The organism is Collinsella sp. AM43-1 (assembly GCF_003467925.1).
Classification (GTDB): Bacteria; Actinomycetota; Coriobacteriia; order Coriobacteriales; family Coriobacteriaceae; genus Collinsella.
On sequence record NZ_QSFR01000009.1, the window covers coordinates 45,167 to 63,047 of the forward strand.

Here is a 17,881-nt window from a genome sequence, read left to right on the forward strand (position 1 = left end):
GTGGAAGCCACGCAAGTTGGTGTACACAAACGAGGTGGTCGCGATAGGGGACGTCGACCCAGTCGACGCCGTCCATTGCCCTAGGTGCGACCTCGTCTTCGGCGTCGTGCATTACGAGCATGACGACACGTATATCACGAGTTGGACCGAGTTCGAGACGATCCCACGGTATTGCCCGTGGTGTGGGGAGGATTTGACAAATGCCCGATAACGAGATGAAGCCGGTGTTGTCGCCATCTGTCGAGCTGTTGAGACCCGACGGCCCCGCTGCGAAGGCCGCTGCCGCCATCATGGCAAACATAGTTGCGGGTTTCAAAGAGAACCTCGTGCCCGAGCTGCGTGGCGTAGTGCGCGAGATGAGGAAGTTTGACAAGTATCTTGACCCTACGCGGCAACGGGCCAGAGCCCGTGCGCTGAGGCGCTCCCGCCGAAACGTCGAGACGCTCAAGCGCGAGGGGAGGTGCAGGTGATGGCGAGGACCGGCCTTCGCATCGAGGTCCGCCGCCACATCTTCAGGCGGCTGGGCGCGCCGTACGGAAACTGACAGATAAGGGGAGGGTGCCATGCCGGCACCCTCCCCGCAGCCCGTTTGGGGGACCACTTGAGGGGAACGTCGAGGCTTACGGATGGGCCTTTTGGCCCATCTACGGAATCTACACACATGCCGCTCGGGGCCGAGCTCGCCCGCCGACGGCGCAAGGGCTACCGGCTCTGGACGCCGGACATGGTGCGTGCGATGCAGGCGCACCCGGAGAGGAGCGCGGCCGAGATCGCGGCGCTCCTCGGCGTGACGCCGTCGAGCGTGCGCCACGCCAGGCAGAGATACGGTCGCTTCGGCAGCGGCACGGGGATGCTGTGCATCGCGTGCGACTCACGGCCCGTGTTCGACACCTCGGCGCAGGCGAGGAGGTGGGGACTGTGCAAAGGGTGCTATCTGGCGGAGCGGAAGAGGCGGCTCGAGGAGGAGGCGGAGAGCAACCGCATACGACAGGCCGCGCACAGACGGCAGAAGCTGGACGGAGACGCTTGAGAGGCTGGCCGAGGTAATCAGTATCATGTCGACCAAGGTCGAGTAGCCGAAAGGCCCCGGTTTCCCGGGGCCTTTTCTTTAAACGTTACCCCCTTTTTACGCTCGTGGGCAAACGCACGCGCTTGTCCACGTGCGTAAAAAGGTGGGAACGTTCGCGTTTCCATATGGCTATCTACCAGCGGAAATGTGATTTTGTGGCGGGAAAAGGGCGTGAAAAACTGACCAAGGAGGGCATCGAGGATGCCGTCCGCCTGTGCCGTGCCGGAATGACCGACAGGGACATCGCCGCGTATCTCGGGGTCGCACGCGAGACATACAGCCGCTGGATCAACCACCCCAGAACAGGCAATCAGCGTCAACTGTGTCACGTTCTAAAAAAGGCCGAGGTCGAGCGCAAGGCGACGCTCGTGGGCCGCATCATGGACGCGAGCGGCGACAGCTGGCAGGCGGCGGCGTGGCTTTTGGAGCGCAAGTACCCGCAGGAGTACGCCAAGGCGCAGCGCATCATGGACACCACCGACAGCGCCGTGCTGAAGGCCGCCAAGGAGCTGGTGCTGTCCGTGCCGTCCTCAATCGGCGGGGACTAGCAGCCGATGCCGCTCACGAGGATGCAGGGCGAGTACCTCGCCAACTGCACGCACCGATACAACGTCAAATGCGGGGCGACGGGCTCGGGCAAGAGCTACGTCGACATAGCCGTGACCATACCGCAGAGGCTTCTCGCCATGAGGGGCGAGGGGCTGGCGGTGATGATCGGCAACACCCGCTCGACGCTCGAGCGCAACATCTTGGAGCCGATGCGCTCGCTCTACAGCGAAGACGTCGTCAGCCAGATCGGGCGGGACAACACGGCCCAGATATTCGGGCGAAAGGTCTACTGCCTCGGGGCGGACAAGAAGACAAGCGTATCCAAGATTCAGGGCGCCACGTTCGAGTGGGTCTACGGCGACGAGGTCGCCACGTGGAGCGAAGACGTGTTCCAGATGCTCAAGAGCCGCCTGCGCTGCGAGCACAGCTGCTTCGACGGTACCTGTAACCCCGACAGCCCCAACCACTGGTTCAAACGGTTCCTCGACGGCGACAGCGACATCTACAGGCAGGACTACACGATCTGGGACGGTGCGCTGGCACCGGATGTCATCGAGGCCCTCATCAAGGACTACGGCAGCGGCGTGTACTACGACCGCTACATCTTGGGCAAGTGGACGCTGGCAGAGGGCCTGGTCTACCCCGAGTGGGAGGGTGCCCTCGAGAGCCGGTATACGGGTAGCGCCGCCAAGTACGCGGTGTCTTGCGACTACGGCACGCAGAACGCCTTCGCGGCGCTGCTGTGGGCGTTTGACGGCAGGGTGTGGCACGCGGTGGACGAGTACCGCTACTCGGGCCGCGACACGGGGCACCAGAAGACGGACGCCGACTACGTGGCCGACATGGCCGACTTCGTGCGCGGGCTGGGCAAGCCGCCCACGTTCATCATCGACCCGAGCGCCACGAGCTTCATCGCCGCGATGCGGCAGGCCGGGTTCAAGACCAAGAAGGGGCGCAACGACGTCGCGGACGGCATACGAGAGACGGGGGTGTGCCTGGGCAACGGCACGGTGCGCATCTCCGACGCCTGCGCGGGGCTGATAGGCGAGCTCGGCGGCTACTGCTGGGACGCCAAGGCGGACGGCGACAGGCCCGTCAAGGTCGAGGACCACAGCTGCGACGCGCTCCGTTACGGCGTGGCAACACTGCGCATGTACAAGCCTGCGAAAGAGCAGGTAAACCCATTCTTTGGAGGGAGGTAGCGGCTTGTCTAAGGGGCCTTTGGTGACCGATGGCGACCTCAAGGCGGCGGCGTCGGCGACGGCGTTCGCGGCAGACGCCATCGAGCGGCACATGTCGAGCGAGATGTACCGCAACGCCGTCACCGCGAACGAGTACTACCGCCAGCACAACGTCACGATCAACCGTTTCGTGCAGAAGATCTACTCGTGCTCCGGTGCCGAGGCCGAGGACTTCACGGCCTCGAAGCTGAGGCTGGCGAGTAACCTGTTCAAGCGCCTAAACGTCCAGCGCTGCACGTACTCGCTCGGTAAGGGCGTGAGCTTCGTGGACGTCTCGGCGGGCGGCAAGGACACGACCAAGGAGGGGCTTGGCGACCGCTTCGACGACGACGTCATGGAGATGGGGCTCAAGGCGCTCATCCACGGTGTGTCGTTCCCGTTTTGGAACCTCGACCACATCGATGTGTTCACCGCCGACGAGTTCTGCCCGGTGTGGGACGAGTACTCGGGGGCGCTATACGCCGGCGTGAGGTTCTGGCGGCTCGATTCCGACCACCCGTGGCACGCGACCCTCTACGAGCAGGACGGCTACACTGAGATGGTGTCGGGCGGCAGCGGCTTCGACTTCGAGGTGGCCGAGGCCAAGCGCGCCTACAAGGTCACGTATCGGGAGATACCGGCGGACGGGATGAAGCTGGCCGTCGATGCGGAAAACTACTCCCGCCTGCCCATCGTGGCGGTCTGGGGCAGCGACGCGCACCAGAGCACGCTCGTCGGCATGCGCGAGAGCATCGACGCCTACGACCTCATCAAGAGCGGCCTGGTGAACGACACGCGCGACTGCGCGCAGATCTACTGGCTCATCAACGGAGCCGGCGGCATGGACGACAGGGACCTCGACCTGTGGCGGGCGAAGCTCAAGCTGACGCACGTGGCCGAGGTCGACGCCGAGCAGGGGCAGTCCGTGACGCCGTACACGCAGGAGGTGCCCGTCGAGGGCCGCAAGGAGACGCTGGCGCAGATCAAGGCCGACATCTACGAGGACTTCGGCGCGCTGGACGTCCACACCATCGCGGCGGGGGCGACCAACGACCATATCGACGCGGCATACCAGCCGATGGACGAGGAGGCCGCCGAGTTCGAGCGCCACATCCGCGAGGGTATCATGGACATCCTTGCGTTGCAGGGCATCGAGGACACGCCCGTGTTCACGCACACTCGCATCAGCAACACCAAGGAGCAGGTCGAGACCGTGTGCCTGGAGGCCGAATATCTGGACGACGAGACGATCCTGCGAAAGCTGCCGAACATCACGCCCGACGAGAGGGCGAAGATTTTGGAGCGCAAGCAGCGGGAGCAGGAGGAGCGCATGGCAGCGCTGCCGCCCGCCCTGGCGGCTAACGCGAAGGGCGCCCAGGAGGGCGACGAGGACGACGACAACGACGAGGAAGGTGATGAGTGATGGCGGCATTGCAAGTGCTTGACGGCGAGCTGTGGCAGTGGGACACCGGGCGCGAGGTCGAGGTTGTCGGCTGCGAGCAGGTGCATTTCGCCAAGTCGACCACAGGGACGTGCTACACGGTCGCGGTGGCCGACAGCAAGGCGAAGATTCCCGACGAGCTGCTTCAGGCGGCTGGGCGCGTGTACGCATGGGCCTACATCACGGACGAGGCATACGGCGGGCGCACGCGCATCGAGGCGCTCTGGGACGTAAAGAGGCGAGCCAAGCCCGCCGAGTACATCTACGAGCCGAGCGACCAGCGCACCATCAAGGACGCAGAGACGGCGCGAGACGAGGCCAAGACCGCGCAGAAGGCGGCGGAGGCCGCACGCGACAGGGCCGTCGCCGCCGAGGTCAAGGGGGCACGCGCCACGACGCTCGCCTCGGGCTCGGAGGCAACGGCGACGATGGAGAACAACGTGCTGGTCGTCGGCGTGCCGAAGGGCGACGCGCTGAGATACAGCGACCTTACCGCCGAGCAGATCGCGGAGCTCAAGAAGCCCGCAACGGACGCGGCGGCTGGCGTGAACAAGGTCAACAACGAGTTCAAGCAGCTCAAGGCTTCTGTCGAAACGGCTGAGAAAAAGCGCGCCGACGCCGAGACCGAGCGCGGGCAGACCGAGTCCGAGCGCAAGACCTCCGAGACGGAGCGCAAGGAGGCTGAGGTGGGGCGCAAGACCGCCGAGCAGAAGCGCGAGCAGGATTCGACCAAGGCCCTCGCCGACGCGCAGGCGGCGCTCAAGGACGCCAAGACGGCAGCCCTGAACTACCAGTCGATTATCGACTCGGCGGCTGCCGTGACGGCGCTGGGACTCAAGAAGGTAAACGGCAAGATTTGCCAAATGCGAAAGGTAGGTGCCTAAATGGCCGATACGCAGGCAACCGAGCAGGCAACCGAGGGGTTCGGGTATGCGGACCCGCTGGCATCGGACAAGGCGGTGTGGGCGCTTGTCGGCGCGGTGAAGAATCTGGGCGACCAGAAGGCGCTCGAGCGCGATGCCTCGACGGGCCGCTACTCCAACGAGAGCGTCGCCGCGATGGTGGACAAGCACAAGACGGGGCTGGTGTACACGTTCCTCATCCCGGCGGGCAGCCCCACCGACATCCAGCCCATGAGCGCCGCCGCGAAGCGCGTGGCCTCCACCGAGTTCGTGCCGGCGACGGCGACGAGCGCGGCTGTCGACCCGTTCGACACCGAGGGCGGCCCGTGGTTCCACGTGTCCGCCAACGCCGGTGCCGACGCCGACGGCGTGCCGTGGGTCGAGGCCATCGACGGCGTAGACTACGGCTTCTCGCGCGTGGACAACGGACATGGCAACAACGTCTACGAGATCGCGCCGGTCGTGTGGCAGGCGGTCGAGGTGCTGACGAACGGCAACCTGCTCGTCTCGTGGTCCGACAGCCGATTCAGCGGCTCGCAGCCGAACCCCAAGGCGTTGCTGCCGGACGGCACGCTGCGACCGTACATGCTGACGCCGACGTACCCCATGAGCATAGACGCCGACGGGCGCCCGCGTTCCGTCTCGGGCGCGAAGGTCGCCAACCGAGTGACCTCGCACGACTCGCTCATCGACCTGTGCAAGACGGCGACCACGGGCTACTCGGGAATGTCGGCCTACGACCAGTGGTACGTCAACTTCCACCAGCTGACCAAGACGCTGTGCAAGTCCTCCCAGGTGGACTTCCCGGGCTGCACCGACTTCAACGTGCAGATTCACCCGGCAATCGCCGAGACGGGCGTCACGCGCGTCGTCGTGACCGCGTCGCAGGCCGCGAGTATCCCCGTGGGCGCGTCGCTGATGTACGGCACCGACACGGGCACCAAGTGCCCAGACCGAGGCGCCGCGGCGGCGTACGACGTGTTCGACGGTGCCGTTGTCGGTGGCAAGGAGACGCTCGCAGACGGCAACGTGGCGCTTCTCATGGACGTCGCCAAGGCGTTCGACACGACCGTGAACACATGGCTCCAGAGTGCGCCGTGGAGCACGGGCAACACCGATGCCCTCGTGGGTGACGGCCAGGTGGCGAAGGACGGCAAGCATCCGTTCAAGGTCGGCGGCGTCGAGACGGGGCTGGGCCTGTGGGAGTTCATGGGCGATACGCTCTTCGTCTCCGACGGCACGGGCTTCGGCATCGCGGTCAACCCCGACACTCGCAATGAGAAGAAGAACGCCGTGGCGGACGGGGTGACCCCGACGGCGGCGTGCATGCCGACGGCTGATGGCTACATGCTCGACATCCAGTTCGTCAACGGCCTCATCTTGGGCAAGGGGCTCGGCGGCTCGGCGACGACCGGTGTCGGCGACTACTTCTACTTCGACACCTCCGGCGGAAAGGTAAAGGGCACAATCCGTCTGGTTCGGTTCCTTGGCGACCTGCGGGACGGCTCGGCGGCTGGTCTTCGTTTCGCGAACTCGAGGAGCTGGTCTGGCGGGGCGCACTGGTACTTCGTCTCCCGGCTTTCTGCTACGGGCCGTAGCCGGGGGTGAATCAGGGCGTAGCCCTGAGAGGGGGCTGGCCCCCTCCTAACCCCAAACAGGGATTCACGGTGAGGGCGGCGCTGGTTTCTGGTTCAGTTCCTTGGCAACCTGAGGAACGGCTCGGCGGCTGGTCTTCGTTACGCGAACTCGAGGAACAGGTCTGGCAGGGCGAACTGGAACTTCGTCTCCCGGCAATCTGTCTATAAATCTCTACTCGCACCGTGTCTACCGCGCCCGCCGCTTTCTGGCGGGACGCGGCTCAGCCTGACTCCTTTGAGTGAAATTTGTCCGCAAGGCTCACGGGCTGGTAGCCGCAAGGCGAACGCTCGTATGACAGACAGAAAGAGCTTTGATCTATGAAAACCTACTGCAAGGGCCTCGAGTTCACGCGCAAGAGCGTCGTCGAGGCCCTGCACCGATGGAAGAAAAGCGACTCCGGCAAGGAGAACGGCTGGCGCGTCGCCGACGAATACGGCACCGAGACGGCGTTCGTCGACCGCATCTGGCTAGAGCTCTCGACCGAGACGCTGACATTCGACCCCATCCGAACCTATCTGAAACACGATCCGAACAGCGGCAAGCTGCGCGAGATAAGCGTCGAAAGCATCAAGCGGCAGGTGTGCAACTACCTGTGCGTCGGGGCACTCGAGCCGCTCCTTGCCGCCAAGGTCGGCTTCTGGCAGGTGTCGAGCGGCGTCAAGGGCAAGGGAGCGGCGCTGGGGATGCGCAAGCTCAGGCGCGAGGTTCACCGCTTCGCCTACCACGTGCACGTCGACATCAGCAACTGCTACGGCTCGATGCAGACGGCGATAGTTGAGGGTCTGGTGGCGCGCTACGTCAAGAACAGCCAAGTCCTCTACCTGCTTCATTCGCTGCTGTCGACGATGAACGGCGTCCTTATCCTCGGCAGCTACCTGTCGCTTCGGTTGGCGGCGTTCGTGATCTCGTTCGCGTACCACGCGGTCGAGGAGGCGGCGAAGGAACGGCGCGGCAAGCGCGTGAGGCTCGCGGGATGCCAGGTGTGGTACGCCGACGACGGCTATTTTCTCGGCAACTCAAAGCGCTCGCTCAGGAAGGCCGCGGCCATCGCCGCACGCGTTTTGGGGCGGCTAGGATTGTCGCTGAAGCCGTGGAAGGTGAGGCGCAACGGCGCCGAGCCCATCGACTTCGCGGGGTACCGCATCTGGTGCGCCCGGGGCCGTCGGGTCGACCTGAGAAAGCGGCTGTGGAAACGCCTGCGGCGCGCGTTCGCGCGCTACGGGCGCAGGCGCACCGAGCGCTTGGCGAGGCGCGTGTGCTCTTACTGGGGCTGGCTGAAAACGGCCGTCATGGAGCACCAGATGAACGTCAAGCGGTGCATATTCAACGCGGCGAGGGCCGTGGGTTAGGAGGAAAAATATGGTTGTGAAGTCGGAGCGAACGGGCGAGAGGCCCGAGACGGTCGAGATCGCGGGGACCGACGTCTGGCTGCGCCGCGGCATCGCCGAGGGCGAGCGCGAGGAGCAGGGCGGCGAGGGCGGTTCCGTCAAGGTGAAGGTGTTCACCTACGAGGAGCTGCACTTCACCGACCCGACTGGCGAGCTGACGGTCGAGGGCGCAAAGGCCGACTTCGACACCGTCTGGGCGGCACACGAGGCGGACGGCATGAGCATGGAGGAGCAGATCGCATCGCTCCAGCAGCAGGTCGCCGACTCGCAGGCGGCCCTTCTCGAGCTCGGCGACATCGTTGGAGGTGAGTAACTTGGCGAAGATCTACTACCGCGCCGTGAAAAGCGGCAGGCGTACGCTCGAGAGCGTTCCCGAGCGCTGGCGCGACGAGGTGCGCCAGATGCTAGAGGCAGACGGCGAGTAGGGAAGGGCCCCGGCTTCGGTCGGGGCCCTTTTCCGTTATGCGCGGGCGACCATGCGTGCCGACGATTGGAGGCGGCGCATGGCGAAGGATAGCGCTCACGAGTTCTCAGACGCCGAGATTCGGGCGTTCGAGCGCGAGGTGGCGGGAGTGTACGGCGAGGCGAGCAAGACGGCCTACGCCAACCTCAAGCGCTATCTGGCGCAGTTCGAGGCCGATGACGAGAAGATGCGCGAGCGGCTTGAGGCCGGCGAGATCACCAAGGCGCAATACAGGTCTTGGCGAAGCGGGAAGATAGCGGCTGGCAGGCGCTACCGAATCGTGCTCAAGCAGTGCGCCGAGGCCATGACGCACGCGAACGTCGTCGCAGCCGCCGCCATCGAGGGCAGGCTGCCCGAGGTCTACGCTGAGAACTACAACTACGGCACTTGGCAGGTCGAGAGCGCCGTGGGCGTTGACACGGCCTACGCGCTGCAGGACGCCTCGACCGTTCAGAGGCTGCTCACCGACCACGACAGCTACCTGCCCAAGCCCTCCGTCAACGTCGCCAAGGACGTGGCGTGGAACCGCCGGCTCATAGCCAACCAGATCACGCAGGGCGTGCTGCTCGGCGAGTCGATACCCAAGATTGCGAAGCGCATCCAGGACGTGGCGGGGTCCAACCGCGCGGCGGCGGTGCGCTTGGCGCGGACCTCGACGACGGCGGCGGAGAACGCCGGGCGCGTCGACAGCTACAAGAGGGCCAAGGGGCTCGGCATCAATGTACAGCAGGAATGGGTAGCGACGCTTGACCTGCGCACGCGCTCGAGCCACAGGAAGATTGACCGCGAGAAGGTCGAGGTCGGCGAGAAGTTCAGCAACGGGTGCCGCTATCCCGGCGACCCGGAGGCGCCGTATGCCGAGACGGCGAACTGCCGCTGCACGCTGGTGGCGTGCTGTGACGGACTCGACGTGCTCGACGGCGAGCGCTTCAGCCGCCTGCCCGAGGGCATGACCTACGAGGAATGGAAGGCTGGCAAGCCCGCCGTCAACGGCACCAAGCCCGCGAACCGCACCATCTCCGAGTTCATGGAGATGCCCGGCACCAAGCGCAAGCTGGATGTGGCGGGCGTGTCCAAGACCGAGGCGCGCAAGCGGCTCTCGCGCCAACTCGAGGACTACGGCATACCGTCGAGCGGGTTCAGGAAGATGTCGGCGGGCGACCAGCAGAAGGTGCTGGACTCGGCGCTCGGCACGGTCTACGAGGGCGGCAGGAAATCGAGGGCTAAGCCGGTAGAGCACTCAATGGAGTTCGCGGTGGATATGGGGAAGATCGCGAGCAGGGACTACAGGGTAAAGGTGTCTAAAGCCGTCGGCAAAGATGCCGCGGACGGCGTACATGCGAGCATAAGACGCATCCTCAGCCACCGAGGGGGCACGAACGGCGAGGACCTTTACGCCATCGACTTGTCAACGGGCAAGACAATCACGAGCTGCGTTAACTCGACCGTCGGCAGCACCGTGGTCCCTCCGGCGAAGTTCGGCAAGAAGGTCGAGGCGGCAATCGGGGACGGTCGGCGCGTAGTGCTGCTCCACAACCACCCGGCCTCTGGCATCCCTAGCGCGGCTGACCTTTTGGCGGTCGGCGGCAAGGGCTGCGAGATGGGGATAATCGCAGCTCACGATGGAAGTATCTACACGTTCGAGAAGGTTTCCGAGCCGGATGCGTCCTATAATGTCGATGAGGTGAAGTACCTTAGAATCCAAAGGCTTTACGGCGGCAACGAGGACAGGCTGTTTCGGGCGATTGAGGAGAGGTTCGGTTTCAAGATTGAGCATCATGAATGACATACTCAACGAAGCCGTTAGCTATCTCGACGGAAGAGACGACGTCGACGCTATAGGTCACGTTCTCGATTCCAAGCCTAAAGCCGTTCAGGAGCTATGGCTTAAAGAGGCCAAATACGACGACGAGAATCGCAGGGAGTACTACGAGCTGTTTGGCCCGGATAAGTTCGAGGATGCTCTTGAAGCCGATATAGTCGAGATATTCGAAAGCGAACTAAATAACTAGCCAGCAGGCCCCGCCACGGCGGGGCTTTTTTCATGCCGCGTGACCGTGCCGCGACACTGCCCGCAGAGAGATTGGGGCAGGCATGAAAGAGCTATTCACTTGCGCGAACTGCGGCGACTGCGCCGTAAAGCTTGGTTTCGGCTTCACGTTCCCGGACACCTACATCTGCACGCAGCGCGGCGACGAGGTCGAGCCCGACGACGGCTGCACGCTCGGGTGCGAGGGCATGCCGGTGCAGGCTATCGAGGCCGTCGAGGCGGACGTCAACGGCCGTGTGGGCTACGGGTGCGAGGTGCTCGACTGATGGCTTACGGGCTCGTCGGCGGCGTCGGCGACCACGGCCGGCACGGCACCCTCATCACCGAGGAGATCGTAAACGCCGCGAAGCTGGATACCGCCGAGTGCATCGAGATACGGCAGAACAACATCGAGCAGGTCGAGAAGGCCCTCCTGCGGGCCTATAAGACGGGGCTGGAGGAGATAGGCCTCGTCGCGGAGGGCTACGCCAAGGCGACGTGCCCGGTCGACACGGGCAGGTTGCGCAACTCCGTCACGCACCTACTCAAAGGCTACGACTGCTTCATCGGGACCAACGTCGAGTACGCGCCGTACGTCGAGGAGGGGACCTCCCGCATGAAGGGCAAGCACTTCCTGCGCAAGGCGGCAACGGGCCACGGAGACACGTACCGGGCGATTCTCGAGAAGCACCTGAGGGGCGGCGCGTAGGGCCGCGTTACTCCGCTTGGATACTCACCCTTGCCGCGAGGTATTGCGGCGCGGGCCCTGCCGAGGCAACAGGCTGGGACCCGCCCATTCCGAAGCAAGGGAGATTCTGTTGGCACTCACGCGAAAGATGCTCAAGGCAATGGGCATCGAGGACGAGAAGATCGACCAGATCATCGAGGAGCACGCCGAGAGCGTGGACGCGCTCAAGGCGCAGCGCGACGAGCTCAAGGAGGCCGCGGGCAAGGCGGACGGCTACAAGAAGGAGCTGGACGCGCTCAAGGCCAAGGGCGAGGGCGCGGGCGAGTACGAGGAAAAGTACAAGGCCAAGTGCAAGGAGCTCGACGACTACAAGGCCGAGGTCGAGGGCGAGAAAGCCACAGCCGAGAAGCGCAGCCTGTACCGAGAGCTGCTCAAGTCGGCGGGCGTCGACCCCAAGCGCATCGAGACCGTTCTCAAGGTTTCCGACCTCGAGAACGTGACCGTCAAGGACGGCGCTATCGAGGGCGCGGACAAGCTCACCGAGGGCATCAAGGCCGACTGGGCCGACTTCATCGCAACCACGACCGTCAAGGGCGCCGACGTGGCCCACGCCCCCAAGGGCGAGGGCGGCAAGGACATCAACGAAATGAGCACCGCCGAGTACATGAAGTACAAGGCGGAGCAGAGAGGCTAAGGGGTTTCTATGTCGAACACCATCCTTACACCCAACATCATCGCCAACGAGGCGCTGGACGTTCTGCGCACCAACGCCGTCATGGCCAACCTCGTCCACCGCGACTACTCCTCCGAGTTCGTCGCCGGCGTGGGCGACACCATCACCGTCCGCAAGCCCGCAACCTTCGAGGCCAAGGAGTTTACTACCGAGGTCGAGGTGCAGGACGCCACGGAGGGCAAGGTTCCCGTCAAGATGGACAAGCTGCTCGACGTGACGTTCGCCGTCACGTCCAAGGAGCTGACGATGGGCATCGTCGACTTCTCCGCGCAGTTCCTCGTCCCCGCGATGCAGGCCTTCGCCGACAAGATCGACGGCTACCTGCTCGCGCTCGAGAAGGACGTCACGAACCGCGTCGACCACACCAAGGGCGCCATCGCCGTGGCGGACATCATCGCCGCCCGCAAGTTCCTCGTGGACGCCAAGGCGCCCTCCACGGAGCGCCGCTTCGTCTACGGCTCCCAGGCCGAGGCCGACCTGCTCAACACCGAGGCGTTCACCAACGCCTCCGCCGTCGGCGACAACGGTACCGCCCTCAAGGAGGCATCGCTTGGCCGCAAGTACGGCCTCGACTTCTACTGCGACCAGAACGTGCAGAAGACCACGGCGGAGACGGCCAACTACACGCCGTCCATCGCGTTCCACAAGAACGCCTTCGCGCTCGTGACCCGCCAGCTCGAGATGCCGCTCGGCGCCCCCAAGGCGTTCTCCACCTCCTATGACGGCTTCGGCCTGCGCGTCGTGCAGGGCTACGACCAGAAGACCAAGACCGACACCGTCTCCATCGACATGCTCTGCGGCGTCAAGACCCTCAGCCCCGAGCTCGCCGCCGTCATCACCGATAAGCGATAGGCGCAGAGATGCTCGAGCAGGTGCTTCTGTCGCTGCGCAACTGGTTCGTCGCCGACAAGCGCACGGGGCGCGTCCGCATCGAGGACGGCCGCCTCGTGCCGCCCGCGGTCCTCGGCCTCAAGGAGGGCCAGTACATCCGCATCACGGGCTCGACGTTCAACGACGGGCTGCACTCATGGCCCTGCAACGGACTCACGGACGAGGAGTTCGTCGGCACCGTCTGGGCGCTCGCCATCCCGCAGGCCGTGGTCGACCTCGCTGACGAGATCGCGGCGTGGCAGACCGAGCACGCCAAGGAGTTGGACAGCCCGTACGCATCCGAGAGCTTCGGCGGCTACAGCTACACGCGCGTCGGGGGCGACGGCTCGCCCATCACGTGGCGACAGCAGTTCAAGGCGCGTCTCGACCCTTGGAGAAAGCTGTGAGCCGCCTGTACGAGCGCATGGCGGTGGCGTGCGCGAGGCTCGTCTCAAAGACCGAGCCTGACGGCGAGGGCGGATTCAAGACCGTCCTCGCCGTCGGCGACGGCTTCACGGCGGCGATCGTGCGCGACAGCTCCACGGCCTCGCGTATCGCGGAGCACGACGGCGTGAGGAACGTATACACCGTGACCACCGACGAGCCGCTGCGGTACGGCGACCTCTTCCAGCGTGCGTCCGACGGGCAGGTATTCCGCTGCACGTCGAACGCGGACGACGGCGCCGCGCCGCGCTGCGCGTCGTTTGGCTTCGGCCAGTGCAGCGCGGAGGAGTGGGAGGTGCCGGATGGCGACTAAGGCGGCAGCATTGCAGGCGTGGCTCGAGGGCTTCGGGCTGCCCGTGTACCGCGACTCGGCGGTGCCGGGCGAGGCGAAGATGCCCTACATCACCTACGACCTGCCGACCGCGGCATTTGGCACGCAGTGCAACTCCGAGGTGAACCTCTGGTTCCGTACATCGTCCGAGGCCGCGCCCAACGCCAAGGCCGAGGAGGTCGCCCGGGCGCTCGGGCTCTCCGGCGTGCTGCTGCCGTGCGACGGCGGCGGCATGTGGGTGATGCAGGGCGAGCCGTTCTGCAACGCCATGGCCGACGAGGACAACGCCGTGAAGCGCCGAATCATCAACCTGACCATTGAGTACATGACCAGCTACTAGGAGGTCATATGTCTAAGTTCACGCGCATCCCCGAGAACACGTTCAAGGAGATCGTCATCAACGCGGGCCTGCTCGCCACGAATTTCAACCCCAAGACCGCCGAGGTCGCGGAGTCCGAGCTGATGGGCGCGACGAGTGGCGGAACCAGATTCGCCGCCACGCCCAATTTCATCGACTACGGCGAGGACATCGACAACTGCCCCGCCAACACGATGGAGCTGAAGCGCATCGACAGCATCGAGGCCAAGCTGAGCGGCACCTTCGTGACGTTGAACACCACGCTCGGCAAGAAGCTCGCAGCCGCAGCCGACGAGACCGAGGGGAAGATCGTCCCGCGCTCCGCGCTCTCGGAGGCCGACTTCGCCGACATCTGGCTCATCGGCGATTACTCGGGCGAGAACGGCAACGGCTATATCGCCATCCGCCTCATCAACGCGCTCAACACGGGCGGTCTGCAAATCACGACGCAGAACAAGGCCAAGGGCCAGTTCGCGTTCGAGTTCACGGGCCACTACTCAATCAAGAACCCTGAGATCGTGCCCTATGAGCTGTATATCAAGCAGGAGATTGGAGCCTAACCATGAAGCTGGAGAACCTTAACGCCGACGAGTTCCAGAACGCCATGTGCCTGTTGGCGGACGTGGCGGAGGACGTCATGAACGGCGAGCTTGGCGCGAAGGCAAAGGCCGCCTACGCCAAGTTCCGCGCTGATTCCGCCAAGGCGAAGGCCAAGGCGAATGCCAAAGTCAAGGGCGACCCCGAGGCCGCGAAGGTAGCCGCCGCCTCCGAGGTCAACGGCCTCGCCGTGGACATGGTGGCGGGGCTTCTGCCCGACGTGCTGCGCCAGGGCGGCGAGATCAGCTACAAACTGCTCGCCGCGCTCGACGGCCAGACGCTCGAGGAGTACAAGGCCGACTTCACCGTCAAGAAGTGGGTGAACGACATCAAGGATGCCATCGACGGCATCGACGGCATCAAGGACATCCTGGCTCCTTTTTTTGGATAGCCGCCGAGGACCCATCTCACATATGGCTCTGTCTGGGCGAGTACGTCGGGCCACGGCGTGCTCGCCCTTTCTGTAGGTACATGGTCGCGCGGTGGCGCGAGCGGGACGAGCGGGAGGCGTTCCGCGTGTACCTGAGCGAGTCGGTGCGTCTCATGGCGCAGGGGAAGTGGCTCAAGGAGCCCTTCCTGAGCATCGTCAACGGCGGTGCGGGCGATGGGTCCGAGGCGGAGGACACGCGCAGCGGCGACGAGATCGCCACAGACATCATCGAGCGGATGGGATTGAAGGTGGTCTAGGTGGACCTTCTCGACCTGATGATTAAGGTCGGCCTCAAGGACGAGGCCAGCGGCAAGGCCGAGGGCGTGGCCTCGAAGGTCGTGGGCACGCTCGGCAAGGCCGGCGCGACCGTTGCCAAGGCGGTAGGCGTGGGCGTCGCCGCCGTGGGGGCGGGCGTCGCCGCCATCGGCGTGGCGAGCACGCAGGCCTACGCCGCGTACGAGCAGAACGTCGGCGGCATCCAGAAGATTTTCGGCAACATGGGCAAGTCGCTCGACGAGTACGCCGCGCTCACGGGGCAGACCGTCGAGCAGTGCTCCGGCAAGTGGCAGCAGCTCGAGCAGGCGCAGACCACGGTGCTCGCAAACGCCGACGCAGCCTACAAGACGGCCGGCATTAGCGCCAACCAATACATGGAGCAGGTGACAGGTTTCTCGGCCTCGCTCGTTTCCTCACTGGGCGGCGACACGGTAAAGGCCGCGAAGTACGCCAACACGGCAATGGTCGACATGAGCGACAACGCGAACACCTTCGGCACGGCGATGGAGGACCTCCAGAACGCGTACCAAGGATTCGCCAAGCAGAACTACACGATGCTCGACAACCTCAAGCTGGGGTACGGCGGAACCAAGGAGGAGATGCAGCGCCTCATCAAGGACGCGCACGCCGTCAACTCCGCCGTGGACGAGTCGAGCCTCTCGTTCGACAACGTCGTGCTCGCCATCCACACGATGCAGGAGCAGATGCAGATCGCTGGCACGACCTCGCGCGAGGCGGCAACCACCATCGAGGGCAGCGTCAACATGATGAAGGCCTCGTGGGAGAACTGGCTGACCGAGCTGGGCAAGGACGACGCCGATATGGGCAAGCTCACCGAGGAGCTGGTCGAGTCGGTCGAGACGGCGGCCTCGAACGTCATCCCGCGCGTTGCGACCATCGTCGGCACGGCGCTGTCGCAGCTACCGAGCCTTGTCACGTCGGTCGGTCCCGTGCTCGGCCAGGCGTTTGTCGACATCTTCACGCAGGCGCTCGACAGCGCGGCTGAGGCCGTACCCGGGCCCATGGGCGACATCCTCTCCGCCGTTTCGGACGGCGTGGACGAGATCGGCGAGCGCTTCAAGGGCCTTGGCGAGATCTGGTCGGCTGGCGACAACCCGCTCGAGTCGCTGCACCTCGCCATGGTCTACGGCCTGACGCTGCTCGAGGGCGACCTGTCCACGCTGCAGGAGAACATCACCTCATCGCTGCCCGGCATCGCCGAGGGCTTCGCCGACGTGGGCGGCGAGGTCGTTCCCAGGCTCGCCGAGGGAATCGAGATGGGGCTGTCGTTCCTCTCCGAGACGGCGGCGTCGCTCATGACATCGCTCGGCGGCTACCTGTCCGAGAACCTGCCCTCCATCACGGAGAGCGGCCTGCAGATTCTCACCGGCCTCTCCGAGTCCATAGCCGAGAACGCGGGCGTTCTGGCAGAGGGCGCGGCGAACCTCATCGTCGGCTTGGCGCAGGGTATCGCCGACAGCCTGCCGACGCTCATCGAGCAGGCCCCGGTCATCGTGCAGAACCTCGCCAGCGCGATCAACGACAACGCGCCGATACTGCTCGGTGCCGGCATCCAGGCAATCGTGACGCTGGCGCTTGGCATCGTGCAGGCGATACCGACGCTCATCGCCAACATCCCGGCCATCTTCTCGGCCTTCGTCTCGGCTTGGTCGGCGCTCGACTGGCTGAGCCTAGGCAGGAATGCCATCACGTTCCTTGGCAACGGCATCACCGGCATGGCCGGCTTCGTCAGCTCGTGCGGCGCCAACATCGTGTCCGCTATCCGCGGCGCAATCCAGAACCTGCCGTCCACCCTGGCGAGCATCGGCCGCAACGGAATCAGCAGCCTGGGTTCCGCTATCCGCGGCGCGGTCGGCTTCGTGACCTCGGCTGCGGCCAACATCGGCAGCGCGATCATGAGCGCCCTGTCCTCCATCCCGGGCCGCGTGGCCTCCATCGGCTCGCAGATCGTGCAGGGCATCGCCAACGGAATCAGCGGCGCGGCCGGCGTGGTCGTGAGCAAGATTACCGGCGTGGTGGGCGGCGCCATCGAAGCTGCCAAGAACCTGCTCGGAATCCACTCGCCCTCGCGCGTGTTCCGCAAGATGTTCGGCTACGTGATGCAGGGCGCGGCCCTCGGCATCGACGACACGGCGGACGAGCCGGTGAAGTCCATGAGGTCGGCGGTGCGCAACGTCGAGAAGGCCGCCGTGTTCGGCGTGAGCGTTACCGGCGGCGGAGCATACGGGGCGACCGCCAACGGCGCCGCGGGCATCGCGGGCGGCGGAAACGTTTACAACCTCTACCTCGACGGCGACCTGCTGGGCGTCGACGGGCGCGTGGCGTCCGCGTTCAGGGTCTTCGTCGCGGCGGTGGAGCAGAGCATGGCGATGGGGGTCGCGTAGCATGGCGCAGGGAAACTGGGTTCAAGGTGGCAGTGGCTATAGAAAGTACT

23 protein-coding genes are annotated in these 17,881 nt (G+C 65.0%); all 23 read left to right on the forward strand.

Features of this window, described 5'->3' with window-relative positions; translation table 11 throughout:
• Positions 1-200 precede the first annotated feature (200 nt).
• The 23 genes from DW925_RS05760 (at position 201) to DW925_RS05865 (ending at position 17,831) form a co-directional block, all read left to right on the forward strand.
• Positions 201-470: a hypothetical protein gene (locus tag DW925_RS05760; RefSeq protein WP_117790591.1), complete on the forward strand. Its 270-nt coding sequence runs from the start codon at positions 201-203 to the stop codon at positions 468-470.
• 191 nt (positions 471-661) lie between these two features.
• A complete protein-coding gene (locus DW925_RS05765; protein ID WP_117790592.1) occupies positions 662-1,030 on the forward strand; it encodes a hypothetical protein in 369 nt (122 codons plus the stop codon).
• A gap of 164 nt (positions 1,031-1,194) precedes the next feature.
• Positions 1,195-1,617: a helix-turn-helix domain-containing protein gene (locus DW925_RS05770; protein WP_117790593.1), complete on the forward strand. Its 423-nt coding sequence runs from the start codon at positions 1,195-1,197 to the stop codon at positions 1,615-1,617.
• Positions 1,618-1,623: 6 nt separating this feature from the next.
• Positions 1,624-2,820, forward strand: coding sequence for a PBSX family phage terminase large subunit (locus DW925_RS05775; protein ID WP_117790594.1), 1,197 nt, complete (start codon positions 1,624-1,626; stop codon positions 2,818-2,820).
• Between the two features lie 4 nt (positions 2,821-2,824).
• A complete protein-coding gene (locus DW925_RS05780; RefSeq protein WP_147349520.1) occupies positions 2,825-4,261 on the forward strand; it encodes a phage portal protein in 1,437 nt (478 codons plus the stop codon).
• Positions 4,261-5,163: a hypothetical protein gene (locus DW925_RS05785; RefSeq protein ID WP_117790596.1), complete on the forward strand. Its 903-nt coding sequence runs from the start codon at positions 4,261-4,263 to the stop codon at positions 5,161-5,163. The genes DW925_RS05780 and DW925_RS05785 overlap by 1 nt, the downstream gene beginning before the upstream one ends.
• A 96-nt stretch (positions 5,164-5,259) precedes the next feature.
• On the forward strand, positions 5,260-6,789 hold the full coding sequence (locus tag DW925_RS05790; protein ID WP_147349521.1) for a hypothetical protein: 1,530 nt from the start codon (positions 5,260-5,262) through the stop codon (positions 6,787-6,789).
• A gap of 347 nt (positions 6,790-7,136) precedes the next feature.
• The gene (locus DW925_RS05795) at positions 7,137-8,168 is read left to right on the forward strand and encodes a hypothetical protein (protein WP_117790598.1); all 1,032 of its coding nucleotides are present in this window, start codon (positions 7,137-7,139) and stop codon (positions 8,166-8,168) included.
• A gap of 10 nt (positions 8,169-8,178) precedes the next feature.
• Complete coding sequence (locus DW925_RS05800) at positions 8,179-8,520, forward strand: hypothetical protein (protein WP_117790599.1); 342 nt, start codon at positions 8,179-8,181, stop codon at positions 8,518-8,520.
• Between the two features lies 1 nt (position 8,521).
• A complete protein-coding gene (locus tag DW925_RS10325) occupies positions 8,522-8,632 on the forward strand; it encodes a CD1375 family protein (protein ID WP_255415192.1) in 111 nt (36 codons plus the stop codon).
• Between the two features lie 138 nt (positions 8,633-8,770).
• On the forward strand, positions 8,771-10,456 hold the full coding sequence (locus DW925_RS05805) for a phage minor head protein (protein WP_158565750.1): 1,686 nt from the start codon (positions 8,771-8,773) through the stop codon (positions 10,454-10,456).
• On the forward strand, positions 10,449-10,682 hold the full coding sequence (locus DW925_RS05810) for a hypothetical protein (RefSeq protein WP_117790601.1): 234 nt from the start codon (positions 10,449-10,451) through the stop codon (positions 10,680-10,682). Before DW925_RS05805 ends, DW925_RS05810 begins: the two co-directional genes overlap by 8 nt.
• A gap of 82 nt (positions 10,683-10,764) precedes the next feature.
• Entirely contained in the window at positions 10,765-10,986 is a 222-nt protein-coding gene (locus DW925_RS05815; protein WP_117790602.1) for a hypothetical protein, read from the forward strand.
• Complete coding sequence (locus DW925_RS05820; RefSeq protein WP_006234184.1) at positions 10,986-11,408, forward strand: HK97 gp10 family phage protein; 423 nt, start codon at positions 10,986-10,988, stop codon at positions 11,406-11,408. The genes DW925_RS05815 and DW925_RS05820 overlap by 1 nt, the downstream gene beginning before the upstream one ends.
• A 109-nt stretch (positions 11,409-11,517) precedes the next feature.
• A complete protein-coding gene (locus tag DW925_RS05825) occupies positions 11,518-12,081 on the forward strand; it encodes a Clp protease N-terminal domain-containing protein (protein ID WP_117790603.1) in 564 nt (187 codons plus the stop codon).
• 9 nt (positions 12,082-12,090) lie between these two features.
• A complete protein-coding gene (locus DW925_RS05830) occupies positions 12,091-12,972 on the forward strand; it encodes a P22 phage major capsid protein family protein (protein ID WP_055310461.1) in 882 nt (293 codons plus the stop codon).
• Between the two features lie 8 nt (positions 12,973-12,980).
• Positions 12,981-13,397, forward strand: coding sequence for a hypothetical protein (locus DW925_RS05835; protein WP_117790604.1), 417 nt, complete (start codon positions 12,981-12,983; stop codon positions 13,395-13,397).
• A complete protein-coding gene (locus tag DW925_RS05840; RefSeq protein WP_117790605.1) occupies positions 13,394-13,747 on the forward strand; it encodes a hypothetical protein in 354 nt (117 codons plus the stop codon). The genes DW925_RS05835 and DW925_RS05840 overlap by 4 nt, the downstream gene beginning before the upstream one ends.
• The gene (locus DW925_RS05845; protein ID WP_117790606.1) at positions 13,737-14,105 is read left to right on the forward strand and encodes a hypothetical protein; all 369 of its coding nucleotides are present in this window, start codon (positions 13,737-13,739) and stop codon (positions 14,103-14,105) included. Before DW925_RS05840 ends, DW925_RS05845 begins: the two co-directional genes overlap by 11 nt.
• 8 nt (positions 14,106-14,113) lie before the next feature.
• On the forward strand, positions 14,114-14,683 hold the full coding sequence (locus tag DW925_RS05850) for a hypothetical protein (protein WP_117790607.1): 570 nt from the start codon (positions 14,114-14,116) through the stop codon (positions 14,681-14,683).
• Positions 14,684-14,685: 2 nt separating this feature from the next.
• Entirely contained in the window at positions 14,686-15,111 is a 426-nt protein-coding gene (locus tag DW925_RS05855) for a hypothetical protein (protein WP_117790608.1), read from the forward strand.
• A gap of 125 nt (positions 15,112-15,236) precedes the next feature.
• Positions 15,237-15,407, forward strand: a complete 171-nt coding sequence (locus DW925_RS10120; protein ID WP_158565751.1) for a hypothetical protein — start codon at positions 15,237-15,239, stop codon at positions 15,405-15,407.
• Entirely contained in the window at positions 15,408-17,831 is a 2,424-nt protein-coding gene (locus DW925_RS05865; protein WP_117790610.1) for a hypothetical protein, read from the forward strand.
• The last annotated feature ends 50 nt before the right edge of the window (positions 17,832-17,881 follow it).

Coding starts and splice junctions, on each gene's coding strand:
- DW925_RS05760 (WP_117790591.1), top strand. CDS start 201: ATGCCCGATAACGAGATGAAGCCGGTGTTGTCGCCATCTGTCGAGCTG.
- DW925_RS05765 (WP_117790592.1), top strand. CDS start 662: ATGCCGCTCGGGGCCGAGCTCGCCCGCCGACGGCGCAAGGGCTACCGG.
- DW925_RS05770 (WP_117790593.1), top strand. CDS start 1,195: ATGGCTATCTACCAGCGGAAATGTGATTTTGTGGCGGGAAAAGGGCGT.
- DW925_RS05775 (WP_117790594.1), top strand. CDS start 1,624: ATGCCGCTCACGAGGATGCAGGGCGAGTACCTCGCCAACTGCACGCAC.
- DW925_RS05785 (WP_117790596.1), top strand. CDS start 4,261: ATGGCGGCATTGCAAGTGCTTGACGGCGAGCTGTGGCAGTGGGACACC.
- DW925_RS05795 (WP_117790598.1), top strand. CDS start 7,137: ATGAAAACCTACTGCAAGGGCCTCGAGTTCACGCGCAAGAGCGTCGTC.
- DW925_RS05800 (WP_117790599.1), top strand. CDS start 8,179: ATGGTTGTGAAGTCGGAGCGAACGGGCGAGAGGCCCGAGACGGTCGAG.
- DW925_RS05810 (WP_117790601.1), top strand. CDS start 10,449: ATGAATGACATACTCAACGAAGCCGTTAGCTATCTCGACGGAAGAGAC.
- DW925_RS05815 (WP_117790602.1), top strand. CDS start 10,765: ATGAAAGAGCTATTCACTTGCGCGAACTGCGGCGACTGCGCCGTAAAG.
- DW925_RS05820 (WP_006234184.1), top strand. CDS start 10,986: ATGGCTTACGGGCTCGTCGGCGGCGTCGGCGACCACGGCCGGCACGGC.
- DW925_RS05830 (WP_055310461.1), top strand. CDS start 12,091: ATGTCGAACACCATCCTTACACCCAACATCATCGCCAACGAGGCGCTG.
- DW925_RS05835 (WP_117790604.1), top strand. CDS start 12,981: ATGCTCGAGCAGGTGCTTCTGTCGCTGCGCAACTGGTTCGTCGCCGAC.
- DW925_RS05845 (WP_117790606.1), top strand. CDS start 13,737: ATGGCGACTAAGGCGGCAGCATTGCAGGCGTGGCTCGAGGGCTTCGGG.
- DW925_RS05850 (WP_117790607.1), top strand. CDS start 14,114: ATGTCTAAGTTCACGCGCATCCCCGAGAACACGTTCAAGGAGATCGTC.
- DW925_RS05855 (WP_117790608.1), top strand. CDS start 14,686: ATGAAGCTGGAGAACCTTAACGCCGACGAGTTCCAGAACGCCATGTGC.